This is a genomic window from Mucilaginibacter metallidurans (genome assembly GCF_003286435.2).
GTDB lineage: Bacteria > Bacteroidota > Bacteroidia > Sphingobacteriales > Sphingobacteriaceae > Mucilaginibacter > Mucilaginibacter gossypii.
In genome coordinates this window covers 3,187,118-3,206,876 of sequence record NZ_CP043449.1, presented here as the reverse complement: position 1 = coordinate 3,206,876, position 19,759 = coordinate 3,187,118, and the positions used below count along the sequence as shown (strand labels likewise).

Annotated in this window: 16 protein-coding genes; 9 read left to right on the top strand and 7 right to left on the bottom strand. The window is 43.4% G+C overall.

Translation table 11 applies throughout. The annotated features are described in order from the left end of the window. Positions 1 to 82 precede the first annotated feature (82 nt). Positions 83 to 853 carry a 3-keto-disaccharide hydrolase gene (locus tag DIU38_RS13655; RefSeq protein ID WP_091168262.1) on the top strand — a complete coding sequence of 257 codons (771 nt, stop codon included), beginning with the start codon at positions 83 to 85 and terminating at the stop codon, positions 851 to 853. Between the two features lie 128 nt (positions 854 to 981). Here the strand turns inward: DIU38_RS13655 and DIU38_RS13650 are convergent, their stop codons facing one another. Continuing rightward, a complete protein-coding gene (locus tag DIU38_RS13650) occupies positions 982 to 2,214 on the bottom strand; it encodes an MFS transporter (RefSeq protein WP_112655315.1) in 1,233 nt (410 codons plus the stop codon). 56 nt (positions 2,215 to 2,270) lie between these two features. Next, positions 2,271 to 2,924: a FadR/GntR family transcriptional regulator gene (locus tag DIU38_RS13645; protein WP_112655313.1), complete on the bottom strand. Its 654-nt coding sequence runs from the start codon at positions 2,922 to 2,924 to the stop codon at positions 2,271 to 2,273. A gap of 184 nt (positions 2,925 to 3,108) precedes the next feature. On the opposite strand from DIU38_RS13645, the gene DIU38_RS13640 reads away from it, so the two are divergent. From DIU38_RS13640 to DIU38_RS13620, 5 genes are all read left to right on the top strand, one after another. Next, the gene (locus DIU38_RS13640) at positions 3,109 to 3,717 is read left to right on the top strand and encodes an RNA polymerase sigma factor (protein ID WP_167516168.1); all 609 of its coding nucleotides are present in this window, start codon (positions 3,109 to 3,111) and stop codon (positions 3,715 to 3,717) included. A gap of 48 nt (positions 3,718 to 3,765) precedes the next feature. After that, a complete protein-coding gene (locus DIU38_RS13635) occupies positions 3,766 to 4,704 on the top strand; it encodes a FecR family protein (protein ID WP_112655309.1) in 939 nt (312 codons plus the stop codon). A gap of 110 nt (positions 4,705 to 4,814) precedes the next feature. Next, positions 4,815 to 8,174 carry a SusC/RagA family TonB-linked outer membrane protein gene (locus DIU38_RS13630; RefSeq protein WP_112655307.1) on the top strand — a complete coding sequence of 1,120 codons (3,360 nt, stop codon included), beginning with the start codon at positions 4,815 to 4,817 and terminating at the stop codon, positions 8,172 to 8,174. Between the two features lie 34 nt (positions 8,175 to 8,208). Further along, the gene (locus DIU38_RS13625) at positions 8,209 to 9,723 is read left to right on the top strand and encodes a RagB/SusD family nutrient uptake outer membrane protein (protein WP_208057817.1); all 1,515 of its coding nucleotides are present in this window, start codon (positions 8,209 to 8,211) and stop codon (positions 9,721 to 9,723) included. Between the two features lie 59 nt (positions 9,724 to 9,782). Then, positions 9,783 to 11,618 carry an alkaline phosphatase gene (locus DIU38_RS13620; protein WP_112655305.1) on the top strand — a complete coding sequence of 612 codons (1,836 nt, stop codon included), beginning with the start codon at positions 9,783 to 9,785 and terminating at the stop codon, positions 11,616 to 11,618. A gap of 92 nt (positions 11,619 to 11,710) precedes the next feature. Here DIU38_RS13620 and DIU38_RS13615 read toward each other — a convergent pair whose 3' ends face one another. The 4 genes from DIU38_RS13615 to DIU38_RS34695 all read right to left on the bottom strand — a co-directional run bounded on the left by DIU38_RS13615 (position 11,711) and on the right by DIU38_RS34695 (position 15,614). Then, complete coding sequence (locus DIU38_RS13615; RefSeq protein WP_112655303.1) at positions 11,711 to 12,442, bottom strand: MIP/aquaporin family protein; 732 nt, start codon at positions 12,440 to 12,442, stop codon at positions 11,711 to 11,713. Positions 12,443 to 12,466: 24 nt separating this feature from the next. Beyond that, a complete protein-coding gene (glpK, locus tag DIU38_RS13610; RefSeq protein ID WP_112655301.1) occupies positions 12,467 to 13,981 on the bottom strand; it encodes a glycerol kinase GlpK in 1,515 nt (504 codons plus the stop codon). Between the two features lie 54 nt (positions 13,982 to 14,035). Continuing rightward, entirely contained in the window at positions 14,036 to 15,094 is a 1,059-nt protein-coding gene (locus DIU38_RS13605) for a glycerol-3-phosphate dehydrogenase/oxidase (protein ID WP_317132449.1), read from the bottom strand. Between the two features lie 130 nt (positions 15,095 to 15,224). Further along, a complete protein-coding gene (locus DIU38_RS34695; protein ID WP_317132443.1) occupies positions 15,225 to 15,614 on the bottom strand; it encodes an FAD-dependent oxidoreductase in 390 nt (129 codons plus the stop codon). A 152-nt stretch (positions 15,615 to 15,766) separates the two neighbouring features. On the opposite strand from DIU38_RS34695, the gene DIU38_RS13600 reads away from it, so the two are divergent. Next, positions 15,767 to 16,531 (top strand): DeoR/GlpR family DNA-binding transcription regulator, encoded by a 765-nt coding sequence (locus DIU38_RS13600; protein ID WP_112655297.1) that lies wholly within the window; start codon positions 15,767 to 15,769, stop codon positions 16,529 to 16,531. Positions 16,532 to 16,735: 204 nt separating this feature from the next. Here DIU38_RS13600 and DIU38_RS13595 read toward each other — a convergent pair whose 3' ends face one another. Further along, positions 16,736 to 17,767 carry a LacI family DNA-binding transcriptional regulator gene (locus DIU38_RS13595; protein WP_112655295.1) on the bottom strand — a complete coding sequence of 344 codons (1,032 nt, stop codon included), beginning with the start codon at positions 17,765 to 17,767 and terminating at the stop codon, positions 16,736 to 16,738. A gap of 258 nt (positions 17,768 to 18,025) precedes the next feature. On the opposite strand from DIU38_RS13595, the gene DIU38_RS13590 reads away from it, so the two are divergent. Both DIU38_RS13590 and DIU38_RS13585 read left to right on the top strand, forming a co-directional pair. Then, entirely contained in the window at positions 18,026 to 18,646 is a 621-nt protein-coding gene (locus DIU38_RS13590) for an RNA polymerase sigma factor (RefSeq protein ID WP_112655293.1), read from the top strand. Positions 18,647 to 18,725: 79 nt separating this feature from the next. Continuing rightward, positions 18,726 to 19,757: a FecR family protein gene (locus DIU38_RS13585; protein ID WP_112655291.1), complete on the top strand. Its 1,032-nt coding sequence runs from the start codon at positions 18,726 to 18,728 to the stop codon at positions 19,755 to 19,757. Positions 19,758 to 19,759 lie beyond the last annotated feature (2 nt).

Below are 19,759 nucleotides of genomic sequence, written 5' to 3'. Positions count from 1 at the left end.
AAGTTTTCAGCCTTTAGCTTTAGGCTTTCAGCTAAACACGAATAGTTATCTGATTATTTAAACCCTGATCAATTGTTTTAAAATGAAACGCAAACTTATTTTTACTGCTTTATTAGCAGGCTGTTCTTTAACAATATTCGCGCAGCAAAATGCTAAGCCGGAGGATACCGAGATCTGGTCGCCGGTGCCGGCTGTGGTTACCCCGGGTAAAACTTTGGGAGATGCCCCTTCTGATGCCATCATTTTGTTTGATGGCAAAAACCTCGACGAGTGGGTAGCCACCAACGATAGTACATCAAGTCATAAATGGAAGGTTGACGATAAAATTATTACGGTAGATAAAACGGCGGGCGATATTCAAACCAAACGCAAATTCATGGATTTTCAGCTGCATATCGAATATCGCATTCCATCAAACATAACCGGCAGTGGGCAAGCACGCGGCAACAGCGGCATTTTCCTGGCGGCCCTGCCATGGGGAGCCGGTGGTTATGAGTTGCAAGTGCTTGATAACTATAATAATAAAACCTATGTGAACGGGCAGGTGGGCAGTTTATACAAACAAGCCATCCCCCTGGCAAACGCTTGCCGCAAACCCGGTGAGTGGCAAACCTACGACGTAATCTGGACAGCTCCCCGTTTTAATGAGGATGGTTCATTAAAATCGGCTGCCCGCGCTACCGCAATTCACAATGGTGTGTTGGTTCAAAACAATACCTCATTAATAGGAGATACCCCGTATATCGGCAAACCTGAATATCGTAAACATGGCGCTTCACCAATTAAGCTGCAAGCTCATGGCGATAAAAGTGAGCCTATCAGTTACAGGAATATCTGGGTAAGGGAATTATAAAAGTAACGGAATTATAAAAAACGTCATTGCGAGCGCAGCGCGGCAATCTCGTAGCCAGTGCGTATCCGCTCTGTACAGCTACGAGATTGCTTCGTCGTTCCTCCTCGCAATGACATATTTTTTAAGCCTTAACTCTTCACCGCCCTCTTCCCTTCAATATTTGGCAGTAGGCCAGTGAAAATACCTATTAGCGGCAAATAAGCACAAATCTTGAACACATAGTTGATACTGGTCATATCAGCAACTTTACCCAATATAGCCGAGCCTAAACCGCCCATACCAAAAGCCAGGCCGAAGAATAAGCCCGCTATTAAACCTACCTTTCCTGGTACAAGTTCGGTAGCGTAAACTAAAATGGCCGAAAATGCCGATGAAAGGATCAAGCCGATAAATACAGATAACACACCTGTCCAAAATAGTGAAACGTAGGGTAAGAGCATGGTAAAGGGCGCTACACCCAATATCGAAATCCAGATGATGTACTTACGGCCAAAGCGGTCGCCCAGTGGCCCGCCGAATAATGTTCCGGCTGCTACTGATCCTAAAAACATGAATAAATAAATTTGTGATTGCTGAATGCTTAAGTGGAACTTATTGATCAGGAAGAAAGTATAATAGCTGGTGATGCTGGCCAGGTAAAAATATTTGGAGAATATAAGCACCAGCAAAATACCCAGGGAGAATATCACCCTTCTTTTTGAGATGTTCAACTGAACGGTTTCTTTAGCATTTTTGTTTTTTGCATTAAAACTGAGGCCTTCGGCATACCATTTAGCTATGCGGAGCAATACCAAAATTCCGGCGAAGGCGATAAGGCAAAACCAGATCACGTTTGATTGTCCGTAAGGGATCACGATAAGGGCTGCAAGCAGCGGTCCAATAGCGCTGCCGGCATTACCACCCAGCTGAAAAATAGATTGGGCCAGTCCTTTTTTTCCTCCCGATGCTAAATGCGCCACCCGGGATGACTCCGGGTGAAATATGGATGAGCCAATACCAATAAGACTTACGGCCATCAGCATAATATAAAAGTTGCCGGCAAAAGAGGCAAGCATCAGTCCGGATAGAGTGAAACCCATGCCAATTGCCAATGAATATGGTTTGGGTTTTTTATCGGTATAAAGCCCTACAAAGGGTTGCAAAATAGAGGCAGTAATTTGATAGGTGAAGGTAATAAGCCCTATTTGGGTAAAGTTAAGGCTGAACCGTTGCTTGATAAGCGGATAGATAGACGGTATAACCGACTGGAGCATATCATTGATAAAGTGTGCAAGGCTTATTGTAAACAAAATTGAATACACTGTTTGCTGAACCAATTTTTTAGGTTCGGGGATAATAGTTGTTGGCGATGTAGATTCCATTAGCGACAGATTAATTTATAAAACATTATATCATCAGATGAATTTGCCGAAATTTTTTAATATTGATGAATTTCCATAGCTGTATTCCAGGCCTGTTTCGAATCGCAATCGAGAATGTTTTTCAGGAGCTTTTCGTGAAGGTGCTGGGTTTCGATAAAAATGCGCGTATCGGGATGGATTTCAGTGAACCATTTTTTTAAATGTACGGCTGCCGTTTTATATAGATCGCTCAGGATCTCGTTTTTTGATGCTTCGGCAATAGCGATGTGAAATTTAACATCAGCGTCAATACACTCTTCCAATAGTCCGGCTTCGGCAGTTCTGTTCCGGGTTTCCAAATGGCTTTTCATGTTAAAAATATCTTTTTGCGAGCGGTTTATAGCAGCTTTCTCAGCTATTTTCATCTCCAGTAATTGTCTTACCTCATCAAGGTCCTGAGAGCGGGCACGTTTTAAACGGGCTTCCATAGGTTCAGGATTACTGGCAGCGCGTTCCACAAAAGTCCCCGCGCCCTGTTGGCTCCTGAGCAAACCCAATTGTACAAGGCTTTTAGTTGCTTCGCGGATGCTTGAGCGGCCAACGCCAAACTCGGCCATGAGTTCGGGTTCGGTAGGCAACTTGTCGTTTACCCGGTAATGGCCGCTGCTTATCTGTTCTTTCAGCTTTTCTGCAATCTCTTGTGCCAGCGATCTTTTAATAATTTTGCTCATTTGTAAATCATCAGATGAATTGCAAAGGTATAGGTTTGTTTGAGAAATAAAAGTTATTTTGGGGGCAAAATCTATTTTTAAAAAATAGTACCAATTATTAGCCGGTGTTTTCTAAAGCATTAATATATATTTAAATTTAGCTTAACATTAGTGCCGTTACTTTGATGCCATAAAAATACCCCTTGTGAAACACTATTCAGATGCACAACTTTTACTTGAACTGCAGAGCGGTAACGACGGGGCATTCCGGGAGATTTATGAGCGTTATGCGGATAGGTTGATTGCCTTCGCATTAAAGAAAACGCAAAACGAGGATGAAGCGATGGATATGGTACAGGAGCTGTTCCTCTCCATATGGAAAAATCGTAATACCATCCAGGTAAATGGAGCGCTTGAAGCCTACCTCATGGTTTCTGTTAATTACATGAGCTACAAGTGGTACAAAAAGCAAAGCATCAAACCACGGTCATTAGATGATGTTTCCGAATTACAGGAAACTTATGAACACAGCACCGATCAAAAACTTTCCCTTGCCGAATTGCACTTGTTGATAGACCAGGAAATAGCGGATATGCCCGAGAAAATGCGACAGGTTTATTTGTGCAGCCGCGAGCAGGATATGACTGGCCCGCAGATAGCCGAATTTTTAGGCTTATCGCACCAAACCGTGCGCAACCAAATTAGTAATGCTTTAAGCAGGTTGAAGAAATCTGTTCAGAAGTATTACGATGTCATCCCCTTTGATAATTACAGCAGATTTTTGCTGCTGATAATTTTTTTCAAAAAGTTATAGTACACTCCTCCGTCTCCGGTCACTTATCAGGTATAAAGCCCCTGTTAGGTGAATCAAAAAGAAATAAAAAAACTACTCGATAAGTTTAACGCCGGTAAATGCACCGACGAGGAATTGCAGCTTTTACAACAAATGATGCATAACCTTGATGCGGATGCCAAAGTCGGCGATAATGTTAAAGCCTTTAAGCAGCCGCTTTGGGAACGTATAGAAAAACAAACCATAGAAAGAGGTAAAGTACGCAGGCTAAATACCACCTGGTTAAAAGTTGCCGCCGCTGTTTTGGTAGCTGTATGTGCCGGACTGTTCTACTCAAAATTAGCTGCCCATAAAAATGAGCAAATTGCTTACCAGGTAATCACCGCTCCTAAAGGCTGCATGAAACAGGTAATGCTGCCAGATAGCTCAACTGTTCAGTTAAACGCGGGTACATCGTTAAAGTTCCCGGTTAGTTTTGGCGATTCAAAAAGAGAAGTAACGCTGATAAATGGAGAAGCTTTTTTTGATGTAAAGCACGATATAAAAAGGCCATTCATGGTGCATGCCGCAAAAGTTATTACTCAAGTACTTGGTACATCGTTCAATATCAAATTTTATAAGGAGCTGCCCGACATAGAGGTTTATGTGAACAGCGGCAAAATTGAGGTGCATGATCAGCGCCATACATTGGGTTTTTACACGCCCAGGCAGCAGTTAATCTATAACAAACAACATGAAAGCTTTACACGCCAGGAACTAACGGCCGATCATTCACTAAGCTGGATGCATGATGAGCTGATACTGGATAATGCATCATTTAAGGAGATTACGGTTTACCTGCAAAACCGCTACAGTGTGAATTTTAAATACAATGAAAAACGACTGGCGCAGCAGCATTATTCGGTAAGGTTTTCAAATAGGTTGAATATCAGGCAGGTGCTGGATATACTTCAGTTTATTGATGGCCGAAAGTATAAGTTAAACGGAGATACAGTAAATATTAAATAGCAATATAAAAGGAAAACCAATGCCTGCTCCAACAGGCACTGGCTCAATTAAGTGTAGCTGCCAAAACTAAAAGCCAACAGGCAGTTACTAATCACTTTAAAAACAAATGTATGGAAAAATCTTTAACCCGGATTTCAAGAAGATTAATCTCAGCAATTTTATTGCTGGTAACAACCCTGACGGCAGTATTGCCCTCACGCGCCTTCGCCGAGCGTAGTGTGTCGCTGATGGATCAGCCGGTAACCGTAAAGTTTGCCGATGAAACCATGGATGCCTCGCTCGAGAAACTCAAAAAAGCGGTAAATACCGTTGCATTTAACTACAAAATGGATGATGTGGCCGTGGTAAAAGTAAAGGCAAATTCATTTGTAAACAAACCCTTAAAAGATGTACTTAGCGCTTTAACCGCCAATACCCAGTTGGAGTACCGCGAAAAGTATGGCACTATTATTATCTCGCACAAAAAAGTGGTGCGTGCGCAAGATAAAATTACGGTAACCGGTTCGGTGACTGATAAGGATGGCCCGCTTGCAGGTGTGGCTGTGCGCAGTAAAAGCTCAACTGCTGCTACGGCAACCGATATTAACGGTAATTTTAAAATTACCGTTGAAAAAGGCGAAGTGCTGATGTTTAGCTTTATTGGTTACAAAAGCCGTGAAGTTAGCGCTGATCAGTCACCGCTTAATATCACTTTAGAAGCTGATGTAACCGGTTTAAATGCTGTAGTTGTTGTTGGTTACGGTACACAAAAAAGCACGGATGTAACCGGTTCGGTAGGTTCGTTAAAAGTTAGTAATGTTAAAGATCGTTCGGTAGGTTCGGTGACCGAAATGCTGCAGGGACAAATTGCAGGCGTTACCGTACTAAATGAGGGCGGCGATCCAACTTCGGGCCCAAGCATCAGGCTACGCGGTCAAAGCTCTTTTAATACTGAAGGCCCGCTGATTGTGGTTGATGGAACCGTTTATAATGGTGGCCCTATTGACCCGGCCGATATCGAATCAATTGACGTATTGAAAGATTCATACGCTGCCATCTACGGTGCCAAAGCTGCCGGTGGCGTAATACTGATCACAACCAAACGCGGTAAACAAGGCAAAACCAATTTAGATATTACCGCAAAAGGCGGCGTACAAAACGCCTTGAAAATATTACAGGCCTTAAATGCTGCTGATTATGCCGATGCAATCAACACAGCTTATGATAATGCAGGCAAAAAGCGTTTGCCGGCCTTTGATGCTACTATAAATCCCGATTCGCGCATCACACGTACTAACTGGACTGACGCCTTGTTTAGGACAGGCTACATACAGGATTATAACCTGAATATCAGCGGCGGCAGCGAAAAATCTACTTTTTATATTTCGGGCGGTTATCGAAAAAACGACGCAATTCTTTTAAATACCAATGCTATTCGTTATAACTTCCGCGTAAACTCTGATCACCAAATCAACAACTGGTTAAAAATTGGTGAAAGTATGTCCTACTCTTACAATAATGGCCAGGGCGCTAACACAACAAGCGCTTATACCGGTGCTATTTTATCAGCTATATTTTATCCGCCAAACGCTTCTATCTATAATGCCGATGGTAGTTTTGGCGGTGTGCCGGCTGACTATGCGGGCTCTTATGGCGACGTAATTAACCCGGTTGCTTACCTAAAACGTTTAGATAACAGTGATGGTGTAAGCAGCTTCAACGTTAACCCCTATGTTGAAATAAACCTGATCAAAGGCTTAAAATTCCGCTCAAATTTAGGTATTACCAAAAACTCAGAAACTATCAAAAACTTCAGCACAAGGATATTGGAGCCGGGTAAAAAGTTTTTTGACAACTTTCTGTTCCAGGAGCAAAACAACTCGCGCACCATTCTTGCTGAACAAACTTTAAGCTTCGACAGAACATTTAGTGATAAACATCACGTATCGGCATTGGCAGGTTACACTTACCAGGATGATATGAACGAGTTTTTTAGCGTAAATACTGATAATTATCAGAGCGAAGATCCAGCGGTTCGTTATATTATTAATGGTACGCTTAATCCTACAGGTTTACCCTTACAGGGAGCTAAAGCCGAGCAGGGTTTAATTTCTTACATAGGAAGGGTAGGGTACGATTTTGAAGGAAAGTATTTTATTAATGGGATCTTTCGCCGTGATGCAACTTCAAGTATCGCAGCGCAGCACAGAGTTGAAAACTACCCGGGCGTTTCCGGTGGTTGGATAGTTAGCAAAGAAGATTTTTTCCCTAAAGACGGCTTAGTGTCTTTTGCCAAATTACGGGCAAGTTACGGTCAATCAGGTAACCTTGCAGGGCTTAATACCTATTTCCCTACTTCGGTTAGTGTGTCAAAAACATCCGGATATCTCGGAAACCCAGCTACAGGAGTTACCGGTGCAGCTGTTGATGGTTTAGCTAATCTTGATCTCATTTGGGAAAAAGCAACGCAAACCAACGTTGGCGTTGATTTAGGCCTGATGAATGGCAAATTGAATATTACTGCTGATGCATTCGTGAAAACAAATACTCATTTTATATTTCATCCGCCGGTTGCTGCTGTTTACGGTGTATCAAACCCGCCGTATGTTAATGGTGGAAAAATCCAGAATAAAGGTATTGAGTTATCTGTCAAATATCAGGGCAACGTTGGCGAACTTCATTACAATTTCATCGCCAATGGTTCATACATCAAAAATAAAATTGATGACATTTTATCAGGACAACAAACCATTCTTGCCGATCCAAGCGTAAGGGACAACCTGGTGCCTGTTTGGTTGAAGCAAGGTTATGCAATGTATTCTTTCTTCGGATACAAAACTGCTGGTTTGTTCCAGTCGCAGGATGAAGTGAATAACTACAAAGGTCCAACAGGGGCGCTTGTTCAGCCAAATGCCAAACCTGGTGATATCAAATTTGTGGATACGAATCAGGATGGTAAAATAACTGAAGCTGATAAAACGTACATGGGCACGCCGTTCCCTAAAGTTAGCTATGGTTTTACAGCCAACTTTAATTATGGCCCGTTTGATTTGAGCGTGTTTTTACAAGGTGTTGCAGGTAATAAATTGTTCAATGCGGTTAAATATACCGGCTTAAACGCTTCTATCCAAAACTATAACTTGCTGGCCGATGCTAAAAATGCATGGTCGCCAACGCATACCAATACCAATATTCCACGCCTTTCGGCAAGTGATGCAAATGGCAACTTTGGTAACGTATCCGATTTTTATGTTGAGAATGGCTCGTACATGCGTATCAAGAATGTAACCCTTGGTTATACCTTACCAAAAACACTGATGAACCAAATTGGTGTACGCAGCGCCCGCATTTTCGCCAACGCGCAAAACCTGGCCACATTTACCAAATACACTGGTCTTGACCCGGAAGTTGGTATCAACCAAAACGGCGTTGATTTAGGCTTATACCCACAAGCGAGAATCATTTTAATAGGTGTTAACGTAGGCTTATAAAAAATCAGGAACCATAATTAAGGAGATAACAGAGATGAAACTTAAAAATATAATTAGCAAAGGCTTAATGGGTGTAATGGTTGTTGCACTGGCCCAAAGCTGTAAAAAAGGAACTTTAGATAATATTAAACCAACAGGTTCGCCAACCACGGCTAACTTCTGGAAAACCGCTGATGATGCCCAGGCAGCTGCCAATGGTTTATACGAAAAACAAAGCAACAGCGAAGACCTTTATGGTCGCGGTTTCTTTTGGTTTATTAACGCCAGTGATGACATGGTTGTAGGTCGTACATCTGCCGATAGGGAAAACATCAAAAACTTTATCTGTACTGGTAATGAAAGTAGTATTTATGCGCCATGGCAGCTGCATTTCATTGTGATGAAACGTGCTAATGACGTCATCAACAACGTGCCGAACATTAACATGGATGCGGCTACCAAAAACTTTATTTTGGGCCAGGCTTACTTCATACATGCTGTAATGCACCTGGAAATTGCCGATCTATACGGATCAAACAAACAAGGCGCTCCTTTGCAAAATCGCGCTAATCCATTAGCGTTCCCGGCGCAATTGCCCTCAGTTAAAGATAACTACGCTTATATCGAGGCTGATTTGAAAAAGGCAGCTTCTTTATTGCCTTATTTCGATAAACTGGCTGCTGCCGATAAAGGCCGCGCTCATAAAACTGCTGCTTATGCTTATTTGGCTAAAACTTACCTGCATGCTAAGGATTACGCTAATGCCGAAAAATATGCCGACTCGGTTATCCTCAGCGGAAAACATGCTTTGCTAAGTAATTATGCGGATGTGTTCAAGATCGCTAATAACTATGGCTCTGAGTATATCTGGTCGGTTGCAAGTAACCTGAATGGCCAGAGTATTTTGCCTGGTGCAATGCTGGAGAACAAAGGCTGGGGTTTATATAACGGCTTCGGTTATTATCAGCCTACCAAAGAACTGGTTGATGAGTTTGAAGCAGGCGATAAAAGGCTTCCGGCTACTATCCTGCAAAAAGGTAATAGCTTCCAGTATTTCGGTCAAACTTATACTTACCCAATTGGTGGTAAAAGCAACAGCTTAACCGGCTACCAGTTTAATAAATATATGGAACCGTTTAGCTATGCAGGTGGTATTCACGTAAGCCCTAACGGCGATGAGCCGTCTACAGATTTAAACGTACCATTGTTGCGTTATGCCGAGATCCTGCTGATTAAAGCCGAAGCGCAGATCATGCAGGGCAAAAACGGTGATGCCGCGCTTAACCAGGTGCGTGTACGTGCAGGATTGCCCCCGATTACTAATGCTACGATGGCAAACCTCAAACACGAACGCCGCGTTGAATTGGCGGGTGAGTGGAGCGATCGTAACTTTGACCTGGTACGCTGGGGCGATGCACAGGCAATTTACGCAAAACCGTTACACGGTTCGGATGGCTCAGTTGTATGGAAAGCTCGTAACTTTGACCCGGCAAGGGATAACGTTTGGCCAATTCCGCCAAAAGATATCCAGATAAGCCAGGGCCAGCTGAAACAGAATGCCGGCTGGTAATTGACATATTGAAACTTACAAAAACCGGGCTCAGCCCGGTTTTGCTATATCTATACCAAATGAAAAAAAGTACTACCCTAATTACGCTGGCGGCGCTGCTGGCAAACGTTGGTTTAACGGCCAATGCGCAGGTTAAAAACTACACCGTAGCCGACGCACACTCCCACAACGATTACAAAAACAACATTCCTTTTTACCGGGCTTATGAAAAAGGTTTCGGTTCTATCGAGGCCGACTGTTATGCCGTTAACGGGCAGTTGATGGTGGCTCACGATAAAAAGGAGATTGACGCTAAGCGGTCGTTGAAAATCTTGTACATCGATCCGCTGATTGAAAAATTTAAACGCGACCCTCAGCGCCATTTAAGGCTGCTTATCGAAATTAAGGAAGATCATAAGGCGGTATTGCCCTTGGTGATTAAAGAACTGAAACCGTTAGAACAGTATTTTGATTATGAAGATCACCCGGGCAGGTTATCAATAGTAATGACCGGCGCGGTACCCCCTGCGGCAGAGATGACCAATTATCCGGCCTGGATCTCGTTTGATGTTGACCATATGAACGGCTTTACACCGGCGCAATGGAAAAAGATTGGCATGGTAAGCTTTCCGTTTGGTAAATATATGCACTGGAATGGTAAAGGTGTATTGAATAACGAAGAGATTGCGAGGATAAAAGCGGGGATCGATAGCGTACATAACTCAGGCAAAAAGGTGCGTTTTTGGGAGACTCCCGATACCAAAAGCAGCTGGCTGGCGCTGATCCGTTTAGGCGTTGATGTAATTGGAACTGATAAAATAGAAGAGCTTGGCGATTTCCTGAACAAGAAGCCAACAAACGAATACACCGCGCCACAAGCGTACACTATTTATAAGCCAACTTATAAATCGGACGGTGCGGTTAAGAAAGTCAAAAACATCATTTTGTGTATCGGCGATGGTATGGGTTTATCGCAGATCTATTCGACCTATACCGCCAACCGCGGCCAGTTGAATATTTTCCAGATGCTGAACATTGGCTTTTCGGTAACCAATTCTGCCGATGCTTATATCACTGATTCGGCTGCAGGAGCCACCGCTTTTGCATCAGGCCGAAAAACTAACGACAGGGCAATAGGCGTTGACCCAGCAGGTAAACCATTGAAATCATTGGCTGATTACAGCGCCGAAGCAGGCAAAAAGACTGCCGATATTGTGGCCTGCGAATTGACAGACGCTACCCCCGCGGCTTTTTATGCGCACGACTCGGAGCGGAGCCATTCTACAGCAATCGCCAGTCAAATTACTTCAACTCCAATTGATATTTTCTTAGGCTCATCATATAAAGATTTTATCTGGCCGGTTAATGGCGAGAGCCCGGTTGATAAAATGAAAAAGAGGGGATACACGGTGATCCGCAACTTTGATGAGTTTTTGAATAGCTCGGCCCCGAAAATCCTGGGTTTGATGGATGATAGCGTAACCCGCCCGAAAATGGAGGGTAGGGGGAATTATCTGCCGCTGGCATTCAATAAAGTAATCCAAACGTTTAAGAATGCCCCTAATGGTTTCTTTATGATGATCGAGGGTTCACAGATAGATCATGGAGGCCATGCCAATAACCTGAAACAAATTATCACCGAAAACGCGGACTTTGACCGGGTTGTAGGCGATGCTTTAAAATTTGCCGATGAAGATGGCGAAACCCTGGTAATTGTAACTGCCGATCATGAAACAGGCGGCTTAACCCTGCTTGACGGCAGTATCAACGATGGTTACGTATGGGGCGATTTTAGCACCAATGATCATACCGGTACCCCGGTTCCGGTATTTAGCTACGGCCCGCATTCCCTGGATTTCAGAGGGGTTTATAGTAATACGGAGATATTTAATAAGATTAAGGTTTTGTTGCAGTAGTAGCACATTGATAGCTGCTGTAGCTTAACAGAGCTTTTAAAGCCTAACGAAGCCTTTAAAACTTCGTTAGGCTAATGCTGTTTTGACGAGATTTATAGCTTAATTGACAGATACAATACAGCGGCAATGGAAGCCCCAACCAATGGGCCGATAATAGGAATCCATGCATAAGCCCAATCGCTGGTTCCTTTGCCTTTTATCGGTAGCAGCATATGCATAAAGCGTGGGCCAAGGTCACGCGCGGGATTGATAGCATAGCCGGTTGTGCCTCCTAATGACAAACCGATTACCCAAACCAGTAATGCTACCGGGATAGCGCCTACTGAGCCCAGGCCAATAGGGGTTTTAGCGGGCGTGATTTCGGCACCGGCTATGTAGAAAATAGTGAAGAGCAATACAAAAGCACCTATTACCTCGCTGGCGATGTTTGATATGTAATTGCGTACGGCGGGACCAGTGCAAAATACAGCCAATATCGAGGCCGGATCATTTGTGCGTTTAAAATGATCGTAATACATTACCCAAACTAAAAAGGCGCCGATACAAGCGCCCGCAAACTGGGCGATAATGTAAGGCACAACGTTTGCCCAGGCAAACTTACCCGCAATAGCTAAGGCTATGGTTACAGCAGGGTTAAGGTGCGCGCCGCTATACGGACCTGCAACAACTACCCCTACAAAAACAGCTAATCCCCAGGCAGTGGTAATTACTATCCATCCGCTGTTATTTCCCTTGGTATCTTTTAAAACTACGTTGGCCACTACACCATCACCCAATAATATCAGGAGCATGGTGCCTATCAGCTCGGCTACAAATGGAGACATGTTAAAATATTTTAAAGGTGGATATTAAATAACTGTTACAGGATGCCCGGAATTTGACCAACATTGAGCAGTGCTTACCGCACGTTTCCAACCTGCTATGCCGGTTTTTACTTCATCAAGATCGTCAGCCGGAGTAAATTCAGCTTCGGCGGCCCACAAGTGCTGAATTTCGGCTATATCTTTCCAATAGCCTACGGCCAGCCCGGCCATATAGGCTACGCCAAGTGCGGTGGTTTCGGTAACTTCTGGTCGGATAACCTTGCAGTTCAATACGTCTGATTGAAACTGCATCAGCAGGTTATTGGCAGTTGCGCCGCCATCCACGCGTAATTCTTTTATCTCCATGCCTGCATCAGCCTCCATTGCTTTAAGTACATCCATAGTTTGGTAAGCAATTGAAGCCAGTGCGGCCCTTGAAATATGGGCGGCAGTAGCGCCGCGGGTTAGGCCAACAATAGCGCCGCGAACTTCCGGATCCCAGTAGGGGGCGCCCAAGCCTGCAAATGCCGGTACGAAGTAAACACCCGCGGTATCTTTTACTGATGTGGCCAGCTTTTCAACATCAGCGGATGTTTTGATAATGCCCAGGCCATCCCGCAGCCATTGTACTACCGCGCCGCCTATAAAAATGCTGCCTTCAAAAGCGTAGGTGATCTCCCCGTTTATTTTCCAGGCGATGGTGGTAAGCAGATTGTTTTTTGATTTGATAAACTCATGCCCGATATTCATCAGCATAAAACAGCCGGTGCCATAGGTGTTTTTAACCATAGCTTTATCAATACACATTTGCCCGAATAAAGCCGCATGCTGATCGCCCGCTATGCCTGCTATCGGGATCCGTTGCGCAAACAAATTATTGGCTGTTTGTCCATATAGCTCGCTTGACTGTTTTACTTCGGGCAAGATACTTTTTGGGATATTGAACAGTTGTAGCAAGTCCTCGTCCCATTGTTGTGTGCGGATATTGAACAGCATGGTACGAGCGGCATTTGTTACATCGGTAGCGTGTACCTCGCTGCGGGTTAGCTGCCAGATGAGCCAGCTGTCAACCGTACCAAAGGCCAGTTCCCCGGCTTCGGCCTGTGCCCTGGCACCTTCCACATTATCCAGGATCCATTTAACTTTTGAGCCGGAAAAATAAGCATCGATTACCAGGCCGGTTTTATCGCGGATCATTTCGCTAAGACCGTTTTGTTTTAGCTCATCGCAAAAGGCAGCAGTGCGCCTGTCCTGCCAAACAATGGCATTGTGGATGGGTTCGCCGGTTTTGCGGTTCCATACTATGGTGGTTTCGCGTTGGTTAGTTATGCCTATAGCTTTGATATTGCCGCCACCCAGGCCTGCTTTCGCGATGGCCTCCACGGCTACTGCTATCTGCCCAGCCCAAATCTCGTTAGGGTCATGCTCAACCCAGCCGGGTTTGGGAAAATACTGCTTAAATTCTTTTTGTGCCGAAGCAATAATTTTGCCTGCATGATCAAAAATTATGGCCCGTGAGCTGGTAGTACCCTGGTCGAGCGCTAAAATGTATTCCTGCATAATTTGGTTTGGTTTACCTTGGTTTATTAATTGAATATCACATTAAATTTTATTTTAATGTGGTGTTAGTATATAATTTTTTGCTGTTTCGTTAAATGCTTTAATCTGTGCCGTCTCCCATGCAGCATCTTTCCCCAATTCGCCGGCCATGAGGTGTGCTACTTCGGGAGCCATTTCGATAGCCAAACGGGCATCTAAAAAAAGCACACGGGTACGGCGGGCCAATATATCTTCAACGGTGCGCGCCATTTCATTTCTTACCGACCAGATCACTTCGCCCTTAGTGTAGCTACTTTCGGCATGAACAAGGTTTTTCCAGTTCGGATTCTCTTTGTACAAAGCCAAAACGTTTTCAATATCGGCACCATAAACAAACATTGGGTTTGTGCGGTCGGGATTGAGGCGACTGCCATGGATAGATAAGGAGGCAGTTTTACACGGTATATTATTTAGCCCGCCAACCTCAATTGCTTTATCAACAATATCTTCTGCCATTTTGCGGTAGGTGGTCCACTTGCCTCCTGTTATGGTAATTAACCCTGACGCGGAAACGATCAGTTTATGGCTCCGAGAAATTTCCTTTGTTTTTGACGATCCATCCTGTGGGGCGGCAAGTGGCCTTAAGCCCGCAAATACACTTAAAACATCTGCACGGGTAGGGGCTTTGGTAAGATATTTGCCGGCGGTCCTTAAAATAAATTCCACTTCCTCATCCAGCGCTACCGGCTCAAGGCTGTGCGAATTGATAGGGGTATCCGTAGTACCTATCAATAGTTTCTCGTGCCACGGGACAGCGAAAAGCACACGTCCATCCTCGGTTTTAGGAATCATTAATGCATCGTCGGCCGGTAAAAAGGAACGGTCGAGTACAAGGTGTACGCCCTGGCTTGGCCTAACCATCGGTTTTTTCTCCGGCGTATCCATTTTTAGTACCTCGTCAACAAATACGCCGGTAGCATTGATCACTGTTTTTGCCTTTAGTTGATACCCGGGGCCTGTCTCTGTATCAGTGGCTTTTACGCCTATGATTTTATTAGTAGTATCTTTGATTAATCCGGTTACTTTAAAGTAATTGAGCAGGGTTGCGCTCTGTTCAATGGCGGTTTGCGCCAGGTTAATTGCCAGCCGCGAATCGTCAAATTGCCCGTCATGATAAATAACCCACCGTGAAGTCCTTTTGCCTGTATGCCGGGCAGTCGTTTAATGGTGTCCTTTTTTGAAATATGTTTTGCACGGCCAAAGCTTAGTTTACCGGCGAGCAAATCATAAAGGCTGAGGCCGATAGTATAAAAAACACCGTCCCACCAGGAGTAATTGGGATAATGAAACTTTCATTTTTTACAAGGTGTGGTGCATTTTGTAATAATAATCCCCGTTCACGTAAAGCTTCACGCACCAGGCCTATATCGCCCTGTGCCAAATAACGTACGCCGCCATGAACCAGTTTAGTAGCACGGCTCGAGGTTCCTTTGGCAAAATCGGCCTGTTCAAGTAACAATGTAGAGAAGCCGCGCGAAGCTGCATCAACTGCGGCGCCAAGCCCTGTAGCTCCGCCACCAATGATGATCAGGTCCCAGATCTTTTCGGTATCGTTAAGGTGGCTAAGGTTCGCTTCTCTTGTAAATGAGTTCATTTTATTTCGATATTTATTCAAATATATAAAATCGAAATAAAATAAAACTAAATGAAATTGAAAATAATTTTATTTGGTTACATTTGACTAACACGGAGCACAGTGAGCTTTGCAAAACATTACAGTCAATTTTTCTGTTTAATTTAGCGATTATGAGTAAAAACACCGACCGGCATAAGTTTATCCTGCAAAAGGTTGAGACAGATGGTTTTGTGAATGTGCAGGACCTGAGCAACGAGTTAAGTGTTTCGGAAGTTACCATCCGAAAGGACCTGAAACTTTTGGAAGATAAAAACCTGCTTTTCAGAACTCACGGTGGTGCGAGTAAAACAAACCCATACACCAACGACCGACCGGTAGCTGAAAAGGAGAAACTGAATGGCCCGGAAAAGCGAAAAATTGCCTTCGAAGCTGCGACGAGGATAGATACCAATGATTCAGTTATCATAGCCTCCGGTACTACAATGCTTGCCCTTGCCCGTGCCATGCAGCCCAATAAGCATCTTACGGTAGTCACCGCAGCTTTGCCGGTAGCGCTTGAACTTTTGCAGCATCCGCAGGTTGATATTGTTCAATTGGGCGGGCAAATGCGAAACACCTCCTCATCGGTAACCGGTAATTATGCCGAACTGATGCTGGACGATATGTTATGCGGCGTGTTGTTTTTAGGAGTAGATGGCATTGATCCTGAAATAGGTTTAACTACTACTAATTTATCTGAAGCCAGGCTCAACCAAAAAATGATCAATGCTGCCCAAACTACCATTGTGTTGGCCGATAGCACCAAATTTGGTAAGCGGGGCCTGGCCAAAATTTGTGCGCTTGATCAAATCAATGAAATTATTACTGATAACGGTATAAGCCCGGCAATGCTCAATATGCTGGAAGAAAAGGGGGTGAAGGTAACGGTGGTTTAGATAGACGCGTGATTCGCTGGAGGCGGCAGGTATTGAAATAAAAAATGTCATTGCGAGCGAAGCGCGGCAATCTCGTCGCTAATGCCAGTCCGATATGCGTGGCTACGAGATTGCCACGTCGCCCCGGATGCTTTTGCCCATGCCGCTCCTCGTTATGACATGGGATTTAGTTCAACATTAACATCCTCAGTTGTTCTTCGTCTTTCAAATACCTTTCGCTGAGGACGACCGCACAATCAACTGCGTATCCACCTTTTCGGTAGTAAACTCTTCAATGGGCCATTTGCTTTCTATGGTTTTAATAAGCATTTCTGTAGCCATTTGCCCAATCTGAAAAGCTGGTTGGCGTACTACGGTTAATGGGGGATCAAACAGATCAACAACATCCGAATTGGTGAATCCTGCTATCGCGATATCTCCCGGAACTTTTAATCCCCATTTTTTTAATATCGATATATTGCTGATGGTAAGCCTGTCACTGCCGCTAAAAATAGCCTCCGGTTTATCATCCAATGTCAGCAATTCTTTCAGCACAAGCTCTACTTCGTCGTGGATCATGCCGCCATGGTTGCAATGTTTAAGGTATTCGGGCCTGAACTCGATACCGTGTTTATCAAGTGCAGCCTTATAACCTTCAAAGCGCTCGTGGCTTATAAGCAGATTATTTGAATTGGTGAGGTGTGCTATTTTGGTAAAACCCGAATTGATCAAAGCTTCGGTGCCGTTAAATGAGCCCTGAAAATTATTGGCTATCACTTTGTGAGTATTCAGATCGGGCGCCGCCCTGTCAAAAAATACAATAGGGAAGCCTTTATCCAGCAGGTATTTATATTGGGATGTATCGGTTGTTTGGGCTGATAGTGACACCAGTAAACCATCCACATGCCTTGAGAGCAAGTGTTTTACATTGGCGCTTTCCCTGTCAAATGATTCGTGTGTTTGGGTAATGATAACATGGTACCCGCGATTATAAGCTATAGATTCGATGCCGTTAATAGCCTGCGAAAAATAGTCATTAGCCACTTCGCAAACCACCACGCCTATGGAGTGGCTTTTTTGTTCTTTAAGGCTTAAAGCAATAGGGTTAGGCCGGTAGTTGATTTTTTCAGCGTACTCAAGGACAAGCTTTTTGGTTTCGGTGCCTATTTCATAGCTACCGTTAAGCGCCCTTGATACCGTTGATGTTGACACACCCAAAGCCTTGGCAATATCCTTAATAGTAACTGATTCAAACATAATTTAGCGTGGCCATCGGTTTTTAAATATCAGGAAATATTTGATACGGGCTAAGTTATTTTAAAAATTGAAATATTTGAGTGTTTTCCATTGTCAAAAAGGTGTGGCTTTTTGGCGATAACGTCTTCAATTCCGGTAAAAGCAATTTTATATCAATTTAATTGTATTATTGATTTTTAATTAGGTGTAAATTTATTGTTATAATTATTACATTGTACCTGATTTCAATTGTAAAACGTTTTATCCCCTGGTTAAGCTATGTCTCACGAACAAATTGTTCATGACGATCATAATACTGCTGTCTGGCTTGCTTTTAAAGAAGGCAATTGGGATGCCTACACGCAACTGTATAATCAGTATTTTAAAATTCTCAATAATTACGGGCACAAATTTACCAGGGACGTTAACGTAATTGAAGATGCCATACATGATCTTTTTATCAGGCTTTGGACAAACAGGGCAGGGCTCGGCAATCCTGCTTCGGTAAAAAACTATCTTTTCAAATCGTTGCGCAGCATTATTTTTCGTAAGCTGCAGTCAAAATCGCGCTTTGTTGACCTTGAAGATGAAGCTGAACATAACTTTCCCTTTGAAATTTCATTCGACCATCAGCTCATGGCCGATGAGGAAGAACAGGAATTACAAAAGAAGATTAAATTTCATGTAAAAGCTTTGCCTGCACGGCAGCAGGAAATTATATACCTGCGTTTTTATGAGGGTTTAGCTTATGATGAAATTGCCGATATCATGGAAATAAACATTAGTTCGGCCTATAAACTAATCTATAAAGCATTCGATAATCTCCAGGATGTGCTAAAAACTTCAAAATTGGCTATTGTTTTAGCCCTGTATTCATGCTTCTGCGTAAATAATCATTAAAAATTAAATTTTTTTTCGGTTTGTAGGGATAATTAGGGTAGGCTGCTGTCTATAAGGATAAAATAACCCCTTATAACCAATGCAGACTTCCAAATACAGTAATTATACCTTGCCGGATTTTTTAGAGGACGATGATTTTCTCCGTTTTGTGATTAGCCCTTCACAAAATGATACCGTTTTTTGGCAGCAAGTAGCTACAGAGTATCCGCAGCAGACAGAAATAATTGCCGAAGCTTCAAAAATTATTAAAGCATACCGTAAACAGGATGTTTTTACCAACGAGGCTAATCAATCAAAAGTTTGGCTCCGGATTGAATCATCACTGCAAAAAGATCGGGTCAAACCAAAAATATTCACCTTAAACAAATACCTCCGTGTTGCTGCAATGTTATTGCTGGTATCCTCTATAGGTATTTCCTTATGGCTCATCAAAGACAGGCAAAATGAAATTGATACCACTTTTGGCGAGCTGCGTACTGTTACATTGCCCGATGGCTCAACCGTTGTGCTTAATGGTAACTCAAAGTTAACTTACTCCGGTAATTGGGATAAAAAATCGAGGGAGGTTTGGATAAGCGGAGAGGGGCTATTCAATGTAAAACATATCAATAAAGATCCCCGCAATATCAAACCTACTGAAAGATTTATAGTGCATTGCTCTGATATGGATATTGAGGTGTTGGGTACAACTTTTAATGTAAGAAGCAGGCACAATAAAACTAATGTAGGATTAGTACAGGGAAAGATCAGGCTTGACTATGTTGATGCAGCATCCGGAAAACTATCGCTTATTATGAAACCGGGCGATTATGTACAACATGCTTATAGAAAAGCCCTTACCCGGATGATCCTGCCGGTTCCTGAAAAGATCACCAAATGGACAAAACACCAGCTTTTATTTAATGATGCCACCCTGGCGCAGATCAGCGAGATCATGACCGATGATTACGGCTATCATGTTGATTTTTCAACCCCGGATTTGGCTAATCTAAAAATAGAGGGCGAAATCAATGTACCCAGTGTTGAAGAACTGATTGAGACAATATCTACCACACTACCTGTGAAAATTATACGCACTGATAAAAATATCACTATTACTAAACAAAACTAAAA